This window comes from Bradyrhizobium sp. CSS354, from assembly GCF_029051725.1.
Taxonomy (GTDB): domain Bacteria; phylum Pseudomonadota; class Alphaproteobacteria; order Rhizobiales; family Xanthobacteraceae; genus Bradyrhizobium.
The window spans coordinates 1-18,255 of the sequence record NZ_JAACFU010000001.1; the positions used below are offsets into that span (position 1 = coordinate 1).

At 63.5% G+C, this 18,255-nt stretch carries 22 protein-coding genes; 8 read left to right on the forward strand and 14 right to left on the reverse strand.

The window, feature by feature from the left end:
* Positions 1 to 860, reverse strand: an 860-nt coding sequence (locus tag GWG67_RS00005; protein WP_342761008.1) for a pectate lyase-like adhesive domain-containing protein, incomplete at its 3' end; no start/stop codon positions are given.
* Positions 861 to 1,231: 371 nt separating this feature from the next.
* Between GWG67_RS00005 and GWG67_RS00010 the strand changes: the two genes are divergently transcribed.
* Both GWG67_RS00010 and GWG67_RS00015 read left to right on the forward strand, forming a co-directional pair.
* On the forward strand, positions 1,232 to 2,029 hold the full coding sequence (locus tag GWG67_RS00010; protein WP_275167137.1) for a helix-turn-helix transcriptional regulator: 798 nt from the start codon (positions 1,232 to 1,234) through the stop codon (positions 2,027 to 2,029).
* Positions 2,030 to 2,097: 68 nt separating this feature from the next.
* Complete coding sequence (locus GWG67_RS00015; protein WP_275167138.1) at positions 2,098 to 2,448, forward strand: hypothetical protein; 351 nt, start codon at positions 2,098 to 2,100, stop codon at positions 2,446 to 2,448.
* Between the two features lie 114 nt (positions 2,449 to 2,562).
* Here GWG67_RS00015 and GWG67_RS00020 read toward each other — a convergent pair whose 3' ends face one another.
* Positions 2,563 to 3,267, reverse strand: a complete 705-nt coding sequence (locus GWG67_RS00020; protein WP_275167139.1) for a GrlR family regulatory protein — start codon at positions 3,265 to 3,267, stop codon at positions 2,563 to 2,565.
* Between the two features lie 330 nt (positions 3,268 to 3,597).
* On the opposite strand from GWG67_RS00020, the gene GWG67_RS00025 reads away from it, so the two are divergent.
* A complete protein-coding gene (locus GWG67_RS00025) occupies positions 3,598 to 4,056 on the forward strand; it encodes a hypothetical protein (RefSeq protein WP_275167140.1) in 459 nt (152 codons plus the stop codon).
* 64 nt (positions 4,057 to 4,120) lie between these two features.
* Here the strand turns inward: GWG67_RS00025 and GWG67_RS00030 are convergent, their stop codons facing one another.
* The 4 genes from GWG67_RS00030 to GWG67_RS00045 form a co-directional block, all read right to left on the reverse strand.
* Positions 4,121 to 4,942, reverse strand: a complete 822-nt coding sequence (locus tag GWG67_RS00030) for a tetratricopeptide repeat protein (RefSeq protein ID WP_275167141.1) — start codon at positions 4,940 to 4,942, stop codon at positions 4,121 to 4,123.
* 32 nt (positions 4,943 to 4,974) lie between these two features.
* Entirely contained in the window at positions 4,975 to 5,658 is a 684-nt protein-coding gene (locus tag GWG67_RS00035) for a substrate-binding domain-containing protein (protein ID WP_275167142.1), read from the reverse strand.
* An 18-nt stretch (positions 5,659 to 5,676) separates the two neighbouring features.
* Entirely contained in the window at positions 5,677 to 6,378 is a 702-nt protein-coding gene (locus tag GWG67_RS00040) for a GrlR family regulatory protein (protein WP_275167143.1), read from the reverse strand.
* 194 nt (positions 6,379 to 6,572) lie between these two features.
* On the reverse strand, positions 6,573 to 7,607 hold the full coding sequence (locus GWG67_RS00045) for a glutamine synthetase beta-grasp domain-containing protein (RefSeq protein ID WP_275167144.1): 1,035 nt from the start codon (positions 7,605 to 7,607) through the stop codon (positions 6,573 to 6,575).
* A 538-nt stretch (positions 7,608 to 8,145) separates the two neighbouring features.
* Between GWG67_RS00045 and GWG67_RS00050 the strand changes: the two genes are divergently transcribed.
* Positions 8,146 to 8,349 carry a DUF2735 domain-containing protein gene (locus GWG67_RS00050; protein WP_007591835.1) on the forward strand — a complete coding sequence of 68 codons (204 nt, stop codon included), beginning with the start codon at positions 8,146 to 8,148 and terminating at the stop codon, positions 8,347 to 8,349.
* A gap of 114 nt (positions 8,350 to 8,463) precedes the next feature.
* On the opposite strand, the gene GWG67_RS00055 is transcribed toward GWG67_RS00050, so the two are convergent.
* A complete protein-coding gene (locus GWG67_RS00055) occupies positions 8,464 to 8,769 on the reverse strand; it encodes an MliC family protein (RefSeq protein ID WP_275167145.1) in 306 nt (101 codons plus the stop codon).
* Between the two features lie 71 nt (positions 8,770 to 8,840).
* Between GWG67_RS00055 and GWG67_RS00060 the strand changes: the two genes are divergently transcribed.
* On the forward strand, positions 8,841 to 9,614 hold the full coding sequence (locus tag GWG67_RS00060; protein ID WP_275167146.1) for a tyrosine-protein phosphatase: 774 nt from the start codon (positions 8,841 to 8,843) through the stop codon (positions 9,612 to 9,614).
* Here the strand turns inward: GWG67_RS00060 and GWG67_RS00065 are convergent.
* Positions 9,604 to 10,347: an SGNH/GDSL hydrolase family protein gene (locus tag GWG67_RS00065; protein ID WP_275167147.1), complete on the reverse strand. Its 744-nt coding sequence runs from the start codon at positions 10,345 to 10,347 to the stop codon at positions 9,604 to 9,606. The genes GWG67_RS00060 and GWG67_RS00065 overlap by 11 nt on opposite strands.
* Before the next feature lie 117 nt (positions 10,348 to 10,464).
* Between GWG67_RS00065 and GWG67_RS00070 the strand changes: the two genes are divergently transcribed.
* From GWG67_RS00070 to GWG67_RS00080, 3 genes are all read left to right on the forward strand, one after another.
* Positions 10,465 to 11,145 (forward strand): SDR family oxidoreductase, encoded by a 681-nt coding sequence (locus GWG67_RS00070; protein ID WP_275167148.1) that lies wholly within the window; start codon positions 10,465 to 10,467, stop codon positions 11,143 to 11,145.
* A 112-nt stretch (positions 11,146 to 11,257) separates the two neighbouring features.
* A complete protein-coding gene (locus GWG67_RS00075; RefSeq protein WP_275167149.1) occupies positions 11,258 to 11,944 on the forward strand; it encodes a DUF2161 domain-containing phosphodiesterase in 687 nt (228 codons plus the stop codon).
* A 95-nt stretch (positions 11,945 to 12,039) separates the two neighbouring features.
* Positions 12,040 to 12,345: a hypothetical protein gene (locus GWG67_RS00080; RefSeq protein ID WP_007591844.1), complete on the forward strand. Its 306-nt coding sequence runs from the start codon at positions 12,040 to 12,042 to the stop codon at positions 12,343 to 12,345.
* Positions 12,346 to 12,424: 79 nt separating this feature from the next.
* Here the strand turns inward: GWG67_RS00080 and GWG67_RS00085 are convergent, their stop codons facing one another.
* From GWG67_RS00085 to GWG67_RS00110, 6 genes are all read right to left on the reverse strand, one after another.
* A complete protein-coding gene (locus GWG67_RS00085; protein WP_275167789.1) occupies positions 12,425 to 13,036 on the reverse strand; it encodes a GNAT family N-acetyltransferase in 612 nt (203 codons plus the stop codon).
* A gap of 168 nt (positions 13,037 to 13,204) precedes the next feature.
* Positions 13,205 to 13,606: a PaaI family thioesterase gene (locus tag GWG67_RS00090; protein ID WP_275167150.1), complete on the reverse strand. Its 402-nt coding sequence runs from the start codon at positions 13,604 to 13,606 to the stop codon at positions 13,205 to 13,207.
* 171 nt (positions 13,607 to 13,777) lie between these two features.
* Positions 13,778 to 14,980: a kynureninase gene (gene kynU, locus GWG67_RS00095; RefSeq protein ID WP_275167151.1), complete on the reverse strand. Its 1,203-nt coding sequence runs from the start codon at positions 14,978 to 14,980 to the stop codon at positions 13,778 to 13,780.
* An 8-nt stretch (positions 14,981 to 14,988) separates the two neighbouring features.
* Positions 14,989 to 15,828: a tryptophan 2,3-dioxygenase gene (kynA, locus tag GWG67_RS00100; protein WP_027569723.1), complete on the reverse strand. Its 840-nt coding sequence runs from the start codon at positions 15,826 to 15,828 to the stop codon at positions 14,989 to 14,991.
* Between the two features lie 33 nt (positions 15,829 to 15,861).
* Positions 15,862 to 16,671, reverse strand: a complete 810-nt coding sequence (locus GWG67_RS00105; RefSeq protein WP_275167152.1) for an alpha/beta hydrolase — start codon at positions 16,669 to 16,671, stop codon at positions 15,862 to 15,864.
* Positions 16,672 to 16,923: 252 nt separating this feature from the next.
* A complete protein-coding gene (locus GWG67_RS00110; RefSeq protein WP_275167153.1) occupies positions 16,924 to 18,201 on the reverse strand; it encodes an ArgE/DapE family deacylase in 1,278 nt (425 codons plus the stop codon).
* Positions 18,202 to 18,255 lie beyond the last annotated feature (54 nt).

Genomic DNA, 18,255 nt, shown 5'->3' on the forward strand with positions numbered 1-18,255 from the left:
CCCTGATGGCCCGCTATCGAGTGCCCCCCTGCGCCGCCGCCGCCAAATCCCCCTGTGCCACCTCTGTCGTCCGCAGCGCTATGACCGCCGCCGCCGCCGAATCCGCCTTGGCCATTGCTGAATATAGGACTTCCACCGATCCCGCCGGCGCCTCCATCGCCGGCACCTCCGCCGTTAATGCCACCGGGGGAACCGCCGAAACCTTGTCCGCCACTTGCCGCGCCCACGACAATGCCCGCTCCACCTCCGACCCCTGTGTCGCCATCGGCGCCGCGTCCGACACCGCCACCGGCCCCACCCCCTGCATTGCCGCCGAGACCGCCGCCTCCGCCGCCGGCCGTTCCTGCGCCCGGCACGCCGTCACCGCCGACAGCGCCGGCGCCGCCCGTTGCGTTGTTGCCCGAAAGAACGACGTTGCTCACGGTCACATGGCCGCCGCTCGCCACGAACAGCGCGCCGCCGGCACCGAGTCCGCCAGCGCCGCCCCCGCTACCGAATCCAATGGTGCCCCCATTGCCGCCGAGCGCCTGGGTGTTCTGGATCGTCAGATTGTTGACGGCGACAGTGCCTGCGTAGACAAAGAACCCGCGCTGCACACCACCGCCGTCCAGCCTGAAGCCGCCGCCATTCACCGTGACGTTGCTGGTGGTGTTGAAGGCGCTCAGCGTGTCGGCCGCTGCGCCAGTCAGCGTTATGTTGTTCTGGAAATTGATGACATAACTCGCGCTGGCATTGCTGTCGGCCTGCGCGATCGCCGCCGACAGGCCGGCGCTGTCGGACACATTGATGACCGTCTGGGCGTGCGCACAGGTGCAACCGATCAGGGCATAAGCCGTGCCGCTCAGGAGAGCTGATCGCATTAGAAGCTCGCGGCGCTGTCGACGGGCAGGCAGATTCTTCACTTCATTGCTCCACCGCCGGCACCCTGGCCGGTGGAAGCTGCGAGTGCCGGAATAGCGCCTGAGAGGACGAAGAAAGGGTCGGGCCATCGCCTGTCCGTCCGGCCTTCGCCGGGCCATCTAAGCCGGGCGCGCCCGTCGTCGTACGCATCGCTGATCTCCCAATGTCGCTACGCTGAGAGAATCCGTCTTCCCAGTCACGCCGCCGAATATCGCGCCGCTGGATAGGTCTGAGAACTACCTAGAAAGGTGGTTCGCCGTGCTTTATGTATGCCCGCGCAGGTCGGCGACCTCTGAGGTCGGAGAAACTCTGCACGCGCACTGGGAATGACATGCTTCTCTCCACGGATCCCATCGATCCGCAAAATCAAGAAATCTATGCGCTCTGGGATCAGTTGGCCGACTTCTCGGTTGCCGATGGTGATGCGGCGCTGACCCACCTGATGTCCGCACTGCGAACCATGTTGTCGGCACGCAATGTGCTGTGGGGCGTGGTCGTGCGATTGCCTTCGCCGAAGCGGGCCGATCCCCTGCTCGGCTGGCGTCCGCGCTTCGTCAGGGTGCTGGACCCGATCCCCGCGGTCGCGGCATCCGTGCAGAAGCAGTACGATACGCTCTGGTCCGACGACGTCGACCTGTCGCAGATCCTGTCAATGTCGGGCGATGAGCCGTTCCGCGTCCGCCTGCTGTTCGAAACGCTGCCGCCGGAATGGTTCGAGGGCAAGCACTATCGGCGGCACTATCTGGATGTCGGCTTCGCCGACAGCATTTCCGTGCGCATTGCGCTCAATGACGATTTGAGGATTCGCCTGTTCGTATTTCGTGATGCGCAGCAACCCCGCTTTACGGCACAGGACGGCCAGCGTCTGGGCTTCGTGATGCGCGCCTTGAGATGGTTTCACCGTCAACAATTGCTCAGCCACGGACTGCTCATCGCCAACGCGCCCCTCACACCCGCTGAACGCCGGGTGCTGCTCGGACTGCTCGCCGGGGACACGGAAAAGCAGATCGCACAGAAGCTCGACCAAAGTCCGAACACCACGCATTTCCACGTCAAGTCGATCTACGCCAAGTTCGCTGTGCGCAGTCGCCAGTCGCTCGCCGCGCTGTGGCTCGGCAGGCTGCGATAATGGGCGAGCAAATGTATTGCTGCTCGATTGTTTCGCCGTAGGATGGGAGCACAAGCTGGAGGGGTGAAATGACTTCTTTTCGAAGGTTGGTGATGGGGATGGTCGAAGCAATGGCGGTGCTCTCGATACTTTTCGGCACGATTGTCGGAGGACTTTATGGTGCAGCGTCTGGAGCGGTTTGGTCGAGCATTTTCGGAATTTCTCCCAACGTTGACATCCGGTTGCAAGGCATGGGCCAGGTAGCGACTACTGGAGTCGTGTTCGGGGTTATCATTGGCGCTATTCTAGGATTTGTGGTCTCGTCAACATTTGGAGGCACCGTCTTCTTTTTTGCCCAAATTGAACGGAACACCCGTAGTCCATTGGAAAGAGAACGCTCTGAAGAGCCGACACAATATCGGATCGCCCCGCGCTTCTAAGCATCCGCTGACGACTCAATGTCGTAGTTGGGTCACTTGCCGATATCGGCCCAAGTCGCACGTCAGGCCTGCTCTACCTTCGCAAGCGGACACCCAGAATTCTAAGCAACCGCCCTACGCCCGCCGCATCAGCTTGAGCGAGGCCGCCAGCCGCAGGCTGCGCTTGCCGGCAAGTGCGATGCCTTCGAGCTCACCGCTGTCGGCGGTGCAGGTTCCGGAGAAGCCGATCCCGACCTCGTTGCCGCCGAACACGGGGTTCTCGCCTTTCGCCGGCGTGTGCTCCTGGTTGAGCATCTCGCCCTTCCAGCGGCCGTCCGCCGAGGAATAGGAGCCGAGGTAGTAGAAGAACGCATCTCCGCCCAGGATGCGGCCGTCCATCAGCAGCATGACGCCGGAGAGCCCGGCATCGACGCCGTCGAGCGCGCGCAGATGGATCGCATAGAGCCCGTTCACGACCCCGCCCGGACCAACCGTCCCCTGCGGCGGCAACCCCTCGTCATCGAGCCGCGTGAGATTGGCCCAGAAGCCGGCGCCCGGCATCGTGTCCGCGCTGCCCGCGAGACGGATCTGGTTGCCGACGAGCCGGCCGCGTGCGCCGATCGAGGCGACGTCAGCCCCCATCAGCGGCTGGTAGTTGGGATCGTCGTTATGCCGTTCGGTGATGACTTCGGCGATGATCTCGCCGTCGCGCTCGAAATAGCTTCCGAGATGCGCGAAGGCCGAATTGCCGCCCAGCAGCTTGCCCTCATGCATGCACATGATGCTGCGGCCGAAGGCATCGTTGACGCCGTATTCAACCTTGTAGAGCCCGTCCAGCAACGCAAGTGACCCGCAAAATCAGAAGGAAAGCACGCGCTACCTAGCACCGCCATCGCATCAAGGCCATCGGGCTTTTTCGCGCAGGGCCATTCGCGAAGCCACACCCTGCAATGATGCCATCATGCGCCTGTTTTGCCCGACGGCGCAACCGATTTCGGCATTTCCGTAGGTGGCGATTTCAACAGCATTGCAGAGCTGTGATTTCAACTACTTGGCTACTGTGCATGGGGTTGTTTTTCGACTTTTTGTTTTGGCCGGGTCGCGAACGGCCCTTAGGCACTGACCAAAGCCGGCTTCGAACCCGCCGGCTGAGGCGCACGACAAAGCAGCATGGATCAAATGGAGCCATCAGCCGAGGCGCAGATCGCAACCCTCATCGCAAGCGCGGCGAAGCTGCCGCTGCTCGATGCCGCGTTCGAGCTCTGGCTCCGACGCTATCAGCTGGACTCGATCGAGGGGCGCCCGACCGCCGCAGAGGTCCGCGTCAACCGCACCCTCACGCCGGAGCGGAGCAGCGCGAAGTACCGCCGGGATCGCGACCACGCCCATAAGGGACCGACGTTCGGTTATGTGAAGCGTGCTCATCCCGGCGCCGATGACACTGCGATCAGGCGGGCCATCATCACCGCCGTCAGGTTCGAGGACGCGACCTTCACGCATTTCAGCTGGGACGGCGATTTCTGGGACTGCGTCGTCCGCGCGGTGGCAATGGCCTCCGCGCACTATCCGGATTTTCTCGAGACGAGCTATCGCGACGCCCGCAACAACGTCGCCTACTCCTACAAGTGAAGCTAGAGCATGATCCGGAAAAGTGCGCGGCGGTTTTATAAACCTAAAGCGCGTTCATCGCGCTTTAGAAGCACAGCGTGGTGACGAGCTTGCCCTGCTTGTCCTTGATCGCATAGGGACAGCGCAGCCGCTCCAGCGCCTGCTTGGCATCCTCATCGCCGAGCGCCGCGGCGCGCTCGTAATAGGATTTCGCGGCGTCCTTGTCCTTTGGCCCGCCGCGGCCTTCCTGCGCGAAGGCGCCCATCCGCTCCAGCGCGCCGGGATGGTTTTGCGCCGCCGCCTTCTCGAACAGCGCGCGCGCCGCGGCGTCGTCCTTTGCCCCGCCCGTGCCTTCGGAGAGCATCATGCCGAGCTGATACTGCGCCTCCGCATTGGTCTCGGCGGCCTTGCCGAGCAACGCGCGCGCCTGTGCTGGATCGGCCGGCGCGGCACCGCCGGTGCCGCCGAGCGCGGCGAGATTGCTGATGCCGCGGGGATTGCCGGCCTGTGCCGCCTTCTCGAACAGTTTGCGCGCCTGCGCTTCATCTCTGGCGACGCCGGAGCCGGTGCCGTAGGCCACACCGAGCTCGACCATCGCCGCACTCGATCCCTTGTCGGCGGCCTTGCGCCAGGCAGCCATCGCTTCCGCCGTCTGCCGGTTGGCCGCATAGGCGCGGCCGAGCGCGAACATCGCGCGCCGCGATGATGGCGCAGCCTGCTTGCAGAACTTGATGGCGGTCGCAACGTCGGAGGCCGCAATCTCCGTCACGCCCCTCATATCGGCCGGCTTGTCGGGATCGCTGGGATCGGCGGCGACGCGGTCGCACAGGACGAGATCGGCCGATTGCGCATGCGCCGACAACGGCGCCGCAAGCGTGAGAAGGATGGCAACGAGGAAAGTCCGCATGGACACCACGTTGCGTTGCCGTCCCGGCGAATTCAAGGCTCGAGTCCCGATTGGCGCAGCACCGGGACGACCTCCGGCGATGCCAGATAGCGCAGCAGCCGATCCGCGGCGTCGGCGTGCTCGGCGCTTGTCATCCTGCCGGCGGAGAACACGGCCGGCGTCTGCAGATCGTGCGGAATCGGGCCGACCACCTCGATGCCTTCGACCTGCTTCAGCTCGCTGATCTGCTGCACGGCGAGGTCAGCCTCGCCGCTCACGAGCCGCTCCGCGGTAAAGCCCTGCTCGACGATGGTGGCTTTGGCGTTGATCTCTGCCGCGATCCCCATCTGCGCGATCAACCGGGCGAAATAGACCCCGCTCGCGCCCAGCCGCGAATAGGACACGGACCGCGCCGCGAGCAGCGTGTTGCGCAGCGCGGATACGGTGGCGATGTCGGGATGTGCTTGCCCTGCCCGCACCGCGATGCCGACGAAGGAGCGCGCGAGATCGGCTGCGCTCTCGGCGATCACACGGCCCTCGCCGATCATCTCGTCGAGCCCTTCGCGGGTGAGGATCACGAGATCGACAGCCTCACCGTCGTGCAACCGCTTGAGCAGTGCCAGCGTCGGCGCGAAATCGGCGTCGATGTGGACGCCGGTCGCGGTTTCGTAGGCGGAGGACAGGCTGCGCATCGCGCCCATCAGGCCGAGCGTCGAAAGCATGCGTATTTTTTCCATCAGCGATTCCCGTGGCGATCAGGCGCGGTGCATCAGCTTGAGCGCGGCGGTCAGGCGCAGACTGCGCTTGCCGGCGAGCGCCGTTGCCTCCAGCACCGCCTGCTCGGCATCATAACTGCCGGAGAAGCCGATGCCGACCTCGTGGCCGCCGAAGATCGGATCGTCCTTGGCCGGCGTGTGCTCCTGATTGAGGATCTGGCCCTTCCAGCGCCCGTTGGCGGCGGTGTAGCTGCCGAGATAATAGAACGATGCATCGCCGCCGAGGATGCGGCCCTTGTTGAGCAGCATCACGCCGGTGAGACCGCCGTCGACGCCATCGAGCATGCGCAGATGCACCGAGTAGAGCCCGTCGGCGATGCCGGCCTCGCCGACGCCGCCGGCGATAGGCATCTCGTCTTCGGTGATGGGTGTCATCAACGACTGAAAGGGTACGCCGGGCAGCTCCTTGAGCTCGCCCTTGAAGCGATAGAGATCGCCGTCGGCCCATCCCTTGGCCAGCAGGGTCGCATCGTCCGTGCCCGCCATGGCGCGATAGTTCGGATCGGGGTTGTGGCGGACGGTGTCGATCACGACATCGACGCCTCCTTCGGTCTTCGTGTAGGTGCCGATATGGGCGAAGGCCGAATTGCCGCCGAGCATCTTGCCATTGCCGGCATGCATCACGCTTCGGCCGACCACGTCGCCGAGCTGAAATCTCACCTTGTAGAAGCCTTCAAACACCAGCCGTCCCCGGCCTTGCGCGCACCCAGACGCACTCTATCCCGCTTTCGGCGGCGAAGGACAAGTTTTCCGCCATGAGGTCCGAGGAGTCTCCGCAACGGCTGTCATCAGAATGAAAAATCCGCCGAAGCCTTTCGGCTTCGGCGGATCGAAGTCCAACCCGGGCCAGCCCCCCAGCCCGGGCCGGGAGGATCTTAGGCGGCGGCCTTCTTGTCGGCCGGCACGGAGGCGATCGTCTTCAGGATCTGCGAAGCGATCTGGTATGGGTCGCCCTGCGAGTTCGGACGACGGTCTTCCAGATAGCCCTTGTAACCGTTGTTGACGAAGGAGTGCGGCACGCGGATCGAAGCACCGCGATCGGCAATGCCGTAGCTGAACTTGTTCCAGGGCGCGGTCTCGTGCTTGCCGGTCAGACGCTTGTCGTTGTCCGGGCCGTAGACGGCGATGTGGTCCATCAGGTTCTTGTCGAAGGCCGCCATCAGCGCCTCGAAGTACTCCTTGCCGCCGACCGTACGCATGTACTCGGTCGAGAAGTTGGCGTGCATGCCGGAGCCGTTCCAGTCGGTGTCGCCGAGCGGCTTGCAGTGGAACTCGATGTCGATGCCGTACTTCTCGGTCAGGCGCAGCATCAGGTAGCGGGCCATCCACATTTCGTCAGCGGCCTTCTTGGAGCCTTTGCCGAAGATCTGGAATTCCCACTGGCCCTTCGCGACTTCCGCGTTGATGCCTTCATGGTTGATGCCGGCTGCCAGGCAGAGGTCGAGATGCTCTTCGACGATCTTGCGGGCGACGTCGCCGACGTTCGAGAAGCCGACGCCGGTGTAGTACGGACCCTGCGGGGCCGGATAGCCGGAGGCCGGGAAACCGAGCGGACGGCCGTCCTTGTAGAAGAAGTATTCCTGCTCGAAGCCGAACCAGGCGCCGGAATCGTCGAGGATGGTGGCGCGCTTGTTGGTCGAGTGCGGGGTCTTCCCGTCCGGCATCATGACTTCGCACATCACGAGCACGCCCTTGGTGCGGGCGGCATCCGGGAACACCGCGACCGGCTTCAGCACGCAATCGGAGCTGTGGCCTTCAGCCTGCTGGGTGGAGGAGCCATCGAAGCCCCAGAGCGGAAGCTGCTCGAGCGTCGGGAACGACGCGAATTCCTTGATCTGAGTTTTGCCGCGCAAGTTCGGAGTCGGCGTATATCCGTCGAGCCAGATGTACTCGAGCTTATACTTGGTCATTGAGCCTCTCTGTAGATGATGCGAAAGGTGGGGGCCGCAGGCCCCCGCACGATTGTTTACCCGGCCAACATCGGCCGACCCTTTCCAAGCATTTAACGTGCCAAAAGGCCGCAGCGCGGGAGGTTTTCCACCGCAACCGGCCTCCGCTCCCACCCGGCGGGTCATCCAGTCCGCCGTGCGTCATAGCGGCGCACCTTTGCGTGAAGCTGCACCGCAAAAATCCCGCGGAAAACGCCCGATTCTGGAGCAGGCAGGCTGGCGCCTGAGGTTGCCGACTAAACGCGCATCAACGTCCGGCAATATTCGCCAAGTCTGTGCCCGTCGCCCGCAACCTTCGCAATGGCCCACGCGTTAGCCACCCGACCGCTGCCTTAGAGGAAGCAGAATGCAGTCTGCCTCCAAAATAGGCCAAGGCTGATTTCCTTTTCAGCACTTTGCATTTCGGAATGCACGGCCGATATGGGGATTCCAGTAACCACAAGCCAACGAGTCGGGCGCACCATGGAGGCCCAGCGCTGCGATCTCGGGAGATACCGCAATGATGAACAATGGACTGAGTCACGGATCTGCACAGATCTATCAATTCCCTGTCGGGGGCCGCTCGGCTCTTGGGGGGCGCCGCAACGGTGAGACCCGCCTTCCCGCCAACCACGCCTCGCTCCCCGTGAACGAGACGATTTGCAGCGGCAGCTGGTACCATCAGGAAGCAGTCGATGAAGCCAAGCCGAAATGGGATCGCTGATGCCTGCGTTCGGTTCAATACCGCCGCGCCCTCTCAAGCGTCCGGCGTCAGTTTGAAAAAGGGTCGAAACAACGAAGTTTCGGCCCTTTCTGATTTTTGTGGAAATGCCGCCGTTCAGATGCCCGCGCAGGCCGTGACCGGCCGCTTCAGATGCTTGGTGCTGCCGGTCTTGCCGATCACCAGCGTGATCCCCGCCCCCGAATAGCGCGCGCCGGAGACCGTGATCCGCTTGGCGAGCGTAACAGGCTCGCCGTCGATCTGGAGGAAGGCGCGCTTGTCGGCATCATAAAACCCAACGATGAACTGCGTACCATCGACGCACCGATAGGTCCGGAACGTCTGCGCATCGGCCTGCCGCGCTCCGATCATTGCGCCCGCCAGCATGGCGACCGTCAAAAGAATGGCCTTGTGCCGGCCCATGATCGCCCCCTGTAATAGATCTCAAGGACGCCCGTCGTGCGTCCAATGGAACCATAACGCAAGCTGATCTCATGCAAGACAAGTCCCCGCAAGACAACTCCGGACAAGACGCCCCTGCCCGCCATCTCGCCCTGCAGGGCGCCAGCAATTTTCGCGACCTCGGCGGCTATCCGACCGCAGATGGCCGTACCACGCGCTGGCGGCACATCTTCCGCTCCAACCATCTCGGCCAGCTCACTGCTGCCGATGTCGAGATCGTCCGCGCGCTGGGCGTGCGCAGCGCCTTCGATTTTCGCGGTGTCGAGGAGCGCGCGGCGGGCGTCTGCGTGATCAACGAGATCGCCGTGCATTCGCTGCCGATCGAGCCGACGGTCGTGGCTGCGCTGCGCGGCGAGCTCGCCAGGGGCAGGCTGACCGCGCCGGTCGCGCTCGAGCTCATGCGCGAGTCCTATCGCAATTATGTCCGCCACAACACAGCCAGTTTCCGCACCCTGTTCGGGCATCTCCTGGAGGACCGCGCGCCGCTGGTCATTCACTGCACCGCCGGCAAGGACCGCACCGGCTTTGCCAGCGCGTTGATCCTGCATGCGCTTGGCGTGCCGGATGACGTCATTGCCGAGGACTATCTGCTGACCAACCAGCACTACAAGCGCGATGCGACGGCTGCCACCGATCTGCCCGAAGACGTACGCAATGCCATCGGTAGCGTAGAGGCGTCGTACCTTGCCGCAGCTTTCGAAGCTGTCGGCGCCGAATATGGCGATCTCGAAACCTATCTGCGCGACGGGCTCAAGCTCGGCGCGGCCGAGCGGAGCGCGCTCAAGGAGCGCTATCTCAAGTCGTAATCAGGCATGGGCATCTTTGCGTTGCACCGGTCGCCGTTAGGATCGCCGAACGCAGAGCCCGCGCGACTTGCATGGTGCTCCAGTCGCTCTGGTGCAGCTTCAACTCGTCGTCCGGCGCGAGCAGTTGCTCAAGCGAGGCGTTGTTGTGCTCGTTCCAGTGCCGCATCAGGGCCCAGCGCTGGAACAAATTGACTTTGGCCTCTTGCGCGGCGGCCCGGATGGCCGAGACCATCTTCTCCGAGAGCTTGGCATTGTCGCCGAGCATGGCCGTGACGTATTGCGGGTTGATAAGAATGACATCTGTGGCCGGATGATCGCGCAGGCGGGCCAATCCCTCGGTGATCTTAGCCACCACCTCATCGAAGTCGAATTCGTTGCTGCGAAACACGGCGTTGGTTCCGACCTGCCAGAGCACCAGCGAAGGATTGTCGGCAAAGATGTCGTCTTTGAACCGAGCCACTTCTTGCGGCGCCTCTTCGCCGCCCTTGCCACGGTTGAGCACGTCGATCCGGATGTCCCGATGGGGATCGTCATCCTTGTAGTGCGTTCTCAAATACAACTCGAGCCGCGCAGGATATGCGACGACGTTGCCAAGTCCGGCCGTCGAAGATGACCCCATCGCCACGATGCGCACGGGCCCCCTTCCGCTCAATGCCTTCCTGAAGTTCGGCAGCGGATACTGCAAATCAACGATCGCAGCAGGAAACTCGAGGGTCGGCAAATTGTCGGTCATGAAACAGCCTCCTCCACGATCTAAAGTTGCATCTTAGCCCAATTTGGAGCCGGCCGCCATTGCAAGTCCAATTCGGGCCGCGCAATAGTCGGCGACAGGTGAAGGACGGAGAGTCTCGTGCAGGGAAAAGTCGTTGTGGTGACCGGCGCACTCGGCTCGCTCGGCAAGGTGGTCGCCGAGACCGCACTGGCACGCGGCGCGCGCGTTGCCGGCATCGACCATGCGCCGTCGCAGATCCCCGCGATGCCTGAACGCATCGAGATCGGCGGCGTCGATCTGTCCGACGCAGCACAAGCAAAGACGGCGGTCGAGGCGGCGGCGAAGCATTTCGGCCAGCTCGATGCGCTGATCAACATCGCCGGCGGCTTCGCCTTCGAGATGGTCGGCGACGGCGACGTGAAGACATGGCAGCGCATGCATGCGCTCAACCTGCTGACGGCTCTCAACGCCTCGCACGCGGCGCTGCCGCATCTGGCCGCGTCCAAGGCCGGCCGCATCGTCAATATCGGCGCCATGGGTGCGCTTCAGGCCGGCTCCGGCATGGGCCCCTATGCAGCGTCGAAAGCCGGCGTCCATCGTCTTACCGAGGCGCTGGCGAGCGAGTGGAAAGGCAAGGTGACCGTGAACGCGGTGCTGCCCTCGATCATCGACACCAAGGCCAACCGCGCCGACATGCCAAAAGCCGACTTTGCCAAATGGGTGACACCGCAGGAGCTCGCCGAAGTCATCCTGTTCCTCGCCAGCGATGCCGCCAGCGGCGTCACCGGCGCGCTGATCCCGGTCGGCGGGCGGGTGTAGTCGCATACCGGTTTGCTTGTCTCTGCGCCGGCTCCGATTCTATCGAAGCCAGGAAGGCTCTACACTGCCCGCAACTGATTCCCCGATCGGACGTAACACTCGGAAGCTTTCCTTGGAAACCACGCTCTACCTGCCTGTCAAACGGTTCCTCGAAGAGCTCGGCTTCACGGTCAAGGGCGAGATCGGCGGCTGCGATCTCGTGGGCCTCAGCGCCGGCGATCCGCCGGTGGTGGTGATCGGCGAGCTCAAGCTGAGCTTCAATCTCGAGCTGATCCTTCAGGCGGTCGATCGTGCACCGGCCGGCGACGAGGTCTGGATTGCCGCAAAGATGTCAGTGCGCGGCAAGGGACGCGAGACCGACGCGCGCTATGGCAATCTCTGTCGCCGCCTCGGCTTCGGCATGCTCGGGGTGACCGACCGCGGTCAGGTCGAGGTGCTGGTGAAGCCGCCGTCGGCAGCCCCACGCCGCGAGCCGAAGGTCCGTTCGCGCCTCGTCGCAGAGCATCAGCGCCGCCAAGGCGATCCTGTGCTGGGCGGTAGCACTCGCGCGCCGATCATGACGGCCTATCGGCAGCAGGCGCTGGCTTGCGCATCGGAACTCGCGGCGGGCCCGCGGCGGGTGAGCGAATTGCGCCAACGCTGTCCCGATGCCGGCAAGATCATGCTTAACAATGTGTATGGCTGGTTCGAACGCACCGAGCGGGGGATCTACGGGCTGACGGAAGCGGGCCATGCGGCGCTGAAACGCTGGCCACAACAGCGGGTTGAGGATGTTGCCGGTGTCCCGTCACCACCCTGACATCCAACCCGTGCATAGCTGAGATGCCACACCGATTTCATATTGCAATGCAACATAGACGGCACTAGGTATCCCGGCATCGAAACGAGGCCGTTATGAACGCAGACTGGAATACCAAATATGGCACGCGGCGCGTGCGCCACGATCCGCCGACCCTAGACGAGGCGATCTTCGCCGCCGTCGGCATCACCGACGATCAGGAGCAGCAGGCCGAGATCGCCGCAGCCCTGATGGGCATGCCGCTCGATGTCGTCCAGGCCGAGGTCAAGAAACAGGTTCGCACCAACAGCCGCATCACCTCGACCCGCGTGATCGCCGGCGAACAGGGTGCGCAGCGCTCGGTGGTGGTCGAACGCCGTGTCGTGCGCCGCTTCGGCAACGACAAGCGCACCGGCACCTGACGGCCTAGTTCCCTACATCCAATACAAAAGCGGACCGGTTTTGCCGGTCCGCTTTTTGATTCCAGTCGGCTTTTTCAGGTCAGGCGGCGCGATTGCCATAGATGCTGGAGATGATCTTCCAGCAGGTCGAGTTGAAGCTGATAAGAGCGCGGCCTGCCGTGAATGGCGAGGCCGCGAGATCAGCAAGTTCGTCCTCGGGCGCCTTGGCAAGATCAATCGTACCGGTCGATTCGCCATGACGGAATTGCAGATGCGCCCCGAATTTCCTGGCGAGCGCCCGCATTGCGTGATTCTCGGCGCCGGTGGTGATGCGCAGGCGCTTGTAGCCTTTCCAGCGCGCTTCCGCGATCAGGCGGCTGAACAGCACGGTGCCGACGTTCTGGCGCCGCGCCGAGGCTTCCACGCTGAAGGCGACCTCGGGCAGCGAATCCCCCTCGGGCGGATGCAGCTCGGCCGCACCGCGGACCACGCCGTCGACGATATAGGCGACGATCACAGTGCCGTCCTCGGCACAGCGGGCGGCGTAACGCTCGATAAAACTGTCGTCGAGAAAACCGTTGAAGCGATCGTGCCGGCTTTCGGCATCGAGCCTCAGCAGATGATCGCGCAAAAGCGGCAATTCTTCCTGCTGGCTCAAGGTGCGCACGTAGCCCTGAACGGACTTCGGGCGGTTGGTTACTTCAAGTCCCAAATCTGCTGCGAGTGACAAGTCAAAACTCCTCTTGGTGTCCCTCGAGGAGGCGTTCGAATCCCTAGGCCTCCAATATTGTGCATCGCAACAAACTTTTCAAGACGGGAACCTGCCCAAGTTTCGGGCATTGGAGGCGCCTAATTCGTTAATAAAATCAAGCCCCCGTATTCATACGAGGACCAGCTGGGTCTGCGTCACCACGGCGACCAGCTTGCCGTCCTCGGTCTCCAGCCGAGTGGTCCAGACCTGCGTCCGCCGGCCCCTGTGGATTGGGGTGGCGATCGCGATCACCGTGGTTCCCTCCTTGGCCCCGCCGATGAAGTTGGTCTTGCTCTCGAGCGTGGTCGTACCCTTGGCGTCGTCCGGCAGATTGATCACGGTGGCCGCTGCGCCGACGGAATCCGCCAGCGCCATCACCGCGCCGCCGTGGATGGTGTGATGAAGCGTGCAGAGATCGGGCCTGACCGTCATCCGCGCCACCACGCGATCTTTCCCGGCCTCGACGAACTCGACGCCCTTGAGTTCGGCAAACGGCATCTTCATCGCTTTAAGTTTCTCGAGCGGCGTCATCGGATCTCCTCCCAAATCATTCTGCTCGCAGGGTGAATTGCTCCGCGCGGCAAAGCAATGACGTCCGAGGTAATCAGTGCGAGCGCGGCGAAGCAATCCAGACTCTTTCCGCGGATACATTTCTGGATTGCTTCGCTGCGCTCGCAATGACGGGGGAGACAGCCTTCGACCTCACGTCACCGCATTCACTACCTGATACTCCGGACGCCGCCACACCTCGCCCGCAATCACCTCCTCGATGATCTCGGCTGCCTTCATCACCTCGGCCTCGCCGATATACAGCGGCGTGACGCCAAACCTCATGATGTCAGGCGCGCGGAAATCGCCGATGACGCCACGGGCGATGAGGGCCTGCATCGCGGCGTAGCCGCCGTCGAAGGCGAAGGAGACCTGAGAGCCGCGGCGCTGATGCGTGCGCGGCGTGACGAGCTTCAAGGACGGGCAGCGGCGTTCGACCTCGGCAATCAGGAGATCGCCGAGCGCCAGCGAACGCGCGCGGACTTCCCTGATATCGACGCGATCCCAGATGTCGAGCGAGGCCTCCAACGCCGCCATCGCCAGCACCGGCGGCGTTCCGACGCGCATGCGCTCGACGCCGCCGGCGGCCGCATAGGCAAGCTCGAACGCGAACGGCTTTGCGTGCCCCATCCACCCCGACAAAGCGGCGCGCACGCTGTCGGCATGGCGCGGCGCGACGTAGAGGAAGGCCGGCGCGCCAGGGCCGGCGTTGATGTATTTGTAGGTGCATCCGGCGGCGAAATCAGCGCCGGTGCCGGCAAGGTCAACCGGCAGCGCGCCGGCCGAATGCGCGAGGTCCCACACCGTGACGATGCCGAGCGCATGCGCTGTTGCAGTCAGCTTCGCCATGTCGTGGCGCCGTCCGGTGCGGTAATCGACCTCGGTGATGTAGAGCACCGCGATCTCCTCCGATAACGAAGCCTCGATCTCCTCCGGCGCCACCAGGCGCAATTGATGGCCACGGCCGAGCGTCGCGATCAGGCCTTCAGCCATGTAGAGGTCGGTCGGAAAATTGCCGGTGTCCGACAGGACGATTTTGCGCGATGCGTTCATGTCGAGCGCGGCGGCGAGCGCCTGATAGACCTTGAGCGACAGCGTATCTCCGACCATGACGGAGCCGGCTTCCGCACCGATCAGTCGCGCGATGCGATCGCCGACATGACGCGGCTGGACGTACCAGCCCGCCGTATTCCAGGCGCGGATCAACTCATCGCCCCACTCGGCGGTGATGACGCGGCTGACGCGCTCGGCGACACCAAGCGGCAACGCGCCGAGCGAATTGCCGTCGAGATAGATCACACCGTCCGGCATATGGAACAGCGCTTTGGTGTCGTCGTAGACGCGAAGCTTGGTCATGAAAATCTCTACAGGATCGTGCGCACGCGCCAGAGTTCAGGAAACAGCTCGACCTCCAGCATGCGCTTGAGATAGCTGACGCCACCGGTGCCCCCGGTGCCGCGTTTGAAACCGATGACGCGCTCGACTGTCGTCACATGGTTGAAGCGCCAGCGCCGGAAGTAATCCTCGAAATCGACCAGCTTCTCGGCGAGCTCGTAGAGCATCCAATGCGTTTCCGGCGCTTCGTAGACGATACGCCAGGCCTGCAGCACACCTTCGTTGAAACTGTGAGTCTCGCGAACATCGCGCGCCAGCACGGCCGCGGGCATCTTGAGTCCGTTGCGGTCGGCGAGCCGCAGCACCTCATCATAGAGGCTTGGCGTCGCGAGCTCGGCTTCGAGCAGTTGCGTGGTTTCCAGATCGTGCGCGTGCGGCTTGAGCATGGCGTGGTTGCGGTTGCCGAGCAGGAATTCGATGAGCCGGTATTGCCGCGACTGGAACCCCGAGGACTGGCCAAGCTGCGAGCGGAAGCGCGTATACTCGCTGGGCGTCATGGTGCGCAGCACGTCCCAGGCGCCGTTGAGCTGCTCGAAGATCCGCGACATCCGTGCCAGCATCTTCATCGCAGGCTGCACCTCATCCTTCGCGATCGAACGGCGTGCGGCGCTGAGCTCGTGGATGGCGAGCCGCATCCAGAGTTCGGTGGTCTGATGCTGGATGATGAACAGCATTTCGTCATGGGCTTCCGACAGCGGATGCTGCGCGCCGAGGATCGCGTCCAGCGCCAGATAGTTGCCATAGGACATGCGCCGGGCGAAATCGGTCTCGGCGCCTTCGCTTGCGGGATCGTACTCGCTGGACGTCATGGCAGGCCCTTTCGATCGATCGTTATGGCCTCGTCAGTCGAGGCCGATCAGGCGCGCGGTGATTGGCGACGACGGGTCCTTGAGGGCGTCGATCACGGTGAAATGGTTCAGCCCGGGATCGACGACAAGACGCGTCGGTACGTCGAAGCCAGTCCAGACATTGGCCATCAGATCGGACTGGCGGATGAATTCTGGCCGCTCATTGCCTCCGACCCAGGCGGTCACGGGGGAAGGCCCACGCGGCAGATGCAGCGCTGCGCTTTCCCGCGTCGCCTCCTCCATCGTCATGCGCAGCGTCTCGTTCATCCTGGTCTTGAGCAGCGGACGCAGATCATGCAGGCCGCTGATGGACAGCGTCCCGGCGATGCGGTTGAAGATGGCGGGATCGAGCCGGCTATCATTGCACAGCATGCGCGTGACGAGATGGCCGCCCGCGGAATGGCCGGCGAGCCGGATCGGACCCGCGACGAGAGCGGCCGCCTTGGCGATCGCTGCGGCAATTTCCGTCGTAATGTCGGAGATGCGCGCGGCCGGCGTCAGTGTGTAGCTTGGCAGTGCCACCGTCCAGCCGTGATGGCGCGCGCCTTCGGCAAGATCGGTCCATGTCGATTTGTCGAAGCGCATCCAGTAGCCGCCGTGGACGAACACGACGAGGCCTTTGCTGTCGCCGTCTGGCAGGATCAGGTCGAGGCGCTGGCGCTCGCCGGAGCCATAGGCGATGTCGGCGCGAAACTCCTTCAGCTCGGCACGATAAGCCGCCGCCCGCTCCGCCCATAACGCCGGGATCTTGTCCGAGCCTGGGATATGGGCCGAATTGGCGTAAGCGTCATCCCAATCGCGCATCGCTTCCTCGACGGACTCGGGTCTTGTGCAGCTGGCGCCAGTCTGCCACCGGCGCGGGCGGCATCCTAGTCTTTAGTTTAAGCTTAAAGGATTTGGGGCGCCGCTGGATTGGGCAGGCGGAAGATGGTTCGTTCCCCGGGCGCAGCGCGCGTGAAACGATGCGCTGCTGAACCGGGGTCCAACTGTGCGGTGACGTGGGTCCCGGCTCTGCGGCGCACCGCTTCGCGCTGCGCCGCGTCCGGGACACGAGAGCTACCCCTTCTCGACCCCGCACCAATCCGCGATGAACAGCGCCATCGCCTTGGTCGTCTTCTTCAGCGAGTCCAGATCGACAAATTCATTGAAGCCGTGCATCTCGCCGCCACTCGCGCCGAAGCACAGGCTCGGGATACCGTGATTGAGTCCGTAGAAGCGGGTGTCGGTGAGCGCGGTGAAGACGAGGTCTTCGATTTCGCCGCCATAGACGGTGTTGAAGGCCTTGCCGAACGCCGCCTCAGGCGCGGCGGCGTCGGTCAGCTCATAGCCTTCCGACAAGAAGCCCGACCATTCGACCTTCGGGGGATTGTTGGCGAGGAAGCGGTGGTTGCGCGCGGCAGCAGCAACGCAGGCCATGATCTCTTTCTGGTGATCGGCGATCGACCAGCCCGGCAACACGGCTATCCGGCAATCGACGTCGCACCAGGCCGGCACGCTGGAGGCCCAGTCGCCGCCCTTGATGATCCCGGGATTGAAGTTGATGGGATGGTTCAGCGTCTTGAAGTGACGATCGGCTTTCGCGCGCTCGTTCCACTCGATCTCAAGTTTTTGCAGCGCCTGGATCAAATGATAGGCCGCCATGATTGCGTTCGCGCCGGAGCCGGCGAAGGCGACATGGGTCGGATGGCCCTTCACGCGCAGGCGGAACCAGATCACGCCGACCTGCGAGCGCACCATCTTGCCGCCGGTCGGCTCAGGAATGAAGCAAGCATCGGCACGATAGCCGCGTTGAAGCGTCGAGAGCGCGCCGACGCCGGTGCTTTCTTCCTCGATCACGGACTGGAAGTGAATCCGCGCCGTCGGCCTGAGGCCCGCGGCCTTGATCGCATCGAGCGCAGAGAGCGCTGCGATGGTGCCCGATTTCATGTCGCAGGCGCCGCGACCGAACATCTTGCCGTCCTTGATGACGGGCGAGAATGGCGGGGTATCCCACAGTTCCAGCGGCCCCGCCGGTACCACGTCGCAGTGGCCCTGGAGTATCAGCGATTTGCCCGCCTCGGTTTTGGGCCGGTACGTGCCGACCACAGTGCGCGCCTTCGAAAAATCATGCTCGATGGGTCCGAAGCCGCGCAGATCCTTGAGGTCGTCGACATCGATGTGCCAGTCGTCGACCTCGTAGCCGCGCGCACGCAGGAGGTCGCCGATCATGTCCTGGCATGGCCCCTCCGCCCCGCGGATCGAGGGGATCGCGACGAAATCGCGTGTGGTCGCGAGCTGGGCTTCGAAGCCGGCATCGACGGCGTCAAGAATCCTCTGCTGCGTTTCGGCATTCATCAGGCAACTCCAATCGGGCATTGAGATCATCGATGGAGCGCAAGCTAGCCGATT

What these genes read in the sequence shown, in the direction of transcription:
- GWG67_RS00025 (WP_275167140.1), top strand. Translation starts at nt 3,598, where the DNA reads ATGGATCAAATGGAGCCATCAGCCGAGGCGCAGATCGCAACCCTCATC.
- GWG67_RS00030 (WP_275167141.1), bottom strand. Translation starts at nt 4,942, where the DNA reads ATGCGGACTTTCCTCGTTGCCATCCTTCTCACGCTTGCGGCGCCGTTG.
- GWG67_RS00050 (WP_007591835.1), top strand. Translation starts at nt 8,146, where the DNA reads ATGATGAACAATGGACTGAGTCACGGATCTGCACAGATCTATCAATTC.
- GWG67_RS00080 (WP_007591844.1), top strand. Translation starts at nt 12,040, where the DNA reads ATGAACGCAGACTGGAATACCAAATATGGCACGCGGCGCGTGCGCCAC.
- GWG67_RS00090 (WP_275167150.1), bottom strand. Translation starts at nt 13,606, where the DNA reads ATGACGCCGCTCGAGAAACTTAAAGCGATGAAGATGCCGTTTGCCGAA.
- GWG67_RS00055 (WP_275167145.1), bottom strand. Translation starts at nt 8,769, where the DNA reads ATGGGCCGGCACAAGGCCATTCTTTTGACGGTCGCCATGCTGGCGGGC.
- GWG67_RS00110 (WP_275167153.1), bottom strand. Translation starts at nt 18,201, where the DNA reads ATGAATGCCGAAACGCAGCAGAGGATTCTTGACGCCGTCGATGCCGGC.
- GWG67_RS00060 (WP_275167146.1), top strand. Translation starts at nt 8,841, where the DNA reads ATGCAAGACAAGTCCCCGCAAGACAACTCCGGACAAGACGCCCCTGCC.
- GWG67_RS00045 (WP_275167144.1), bottom strand. Translation starts at nt 7,607, where the DNA reads ATGACCAAGTATAAGCTCGAGTACATCTGGCTCGACGGATATACGCCG.
- GWG67_RS00065 (WP_275167147.1), bottom strand. Translation starts at nt 10,347, where the DNA reads ATGACCGACAATTTGCCGACCCTCGAGTTTCCTGCTGCGATCGTTGAT.
- kynA (WP_027569723.1), bottom strand. Translation starts at nt 15,828, where the DNA reads ATGACGTCCAGCGAGTACGATCCCGCAAGCGAAGGCGCCGAGACCGAT.
- GWG67_RS00035 (WP_275167142.1), bottom strand. Translation starts at nt 5,658, where the DNA reads ATGGAAAAAATACGCATGCTTTCGACGCTCGGCCTGATGGGCGCGATG.
- GWG67_RS00105 (WP_275167152.1), bottom strand. Translation starts at nt 16,671, where the DNA reads ATGCGCGATTGGGATGACGCTTACGCCAATTCGGCCCATATCCCAGGC.
- GWG67_RS00015 (WP_275167138.1), top strand. Translation starts at nt 2,098, where the DNA reads ATGACTTCTTTTCGAAGGTTGGTGATGGGGATGGTCGAAGCAATGGCG.
- GWG67_RS00010 (WP_275167137.1), top strand. Translation starts at nt 1,232, where the DNA reads ATGCTTCTCTCCACGGATCCCATCGATCCGCAAAATCAAGAAATCTAT.
- kynU (WP_275167151.1), bottom strand. Translation starts at nt 14,980, where the DNA reads ATGACCAAGCTTCGCGTCTACGACGACACCAAAGCGCTGTTCCATATG.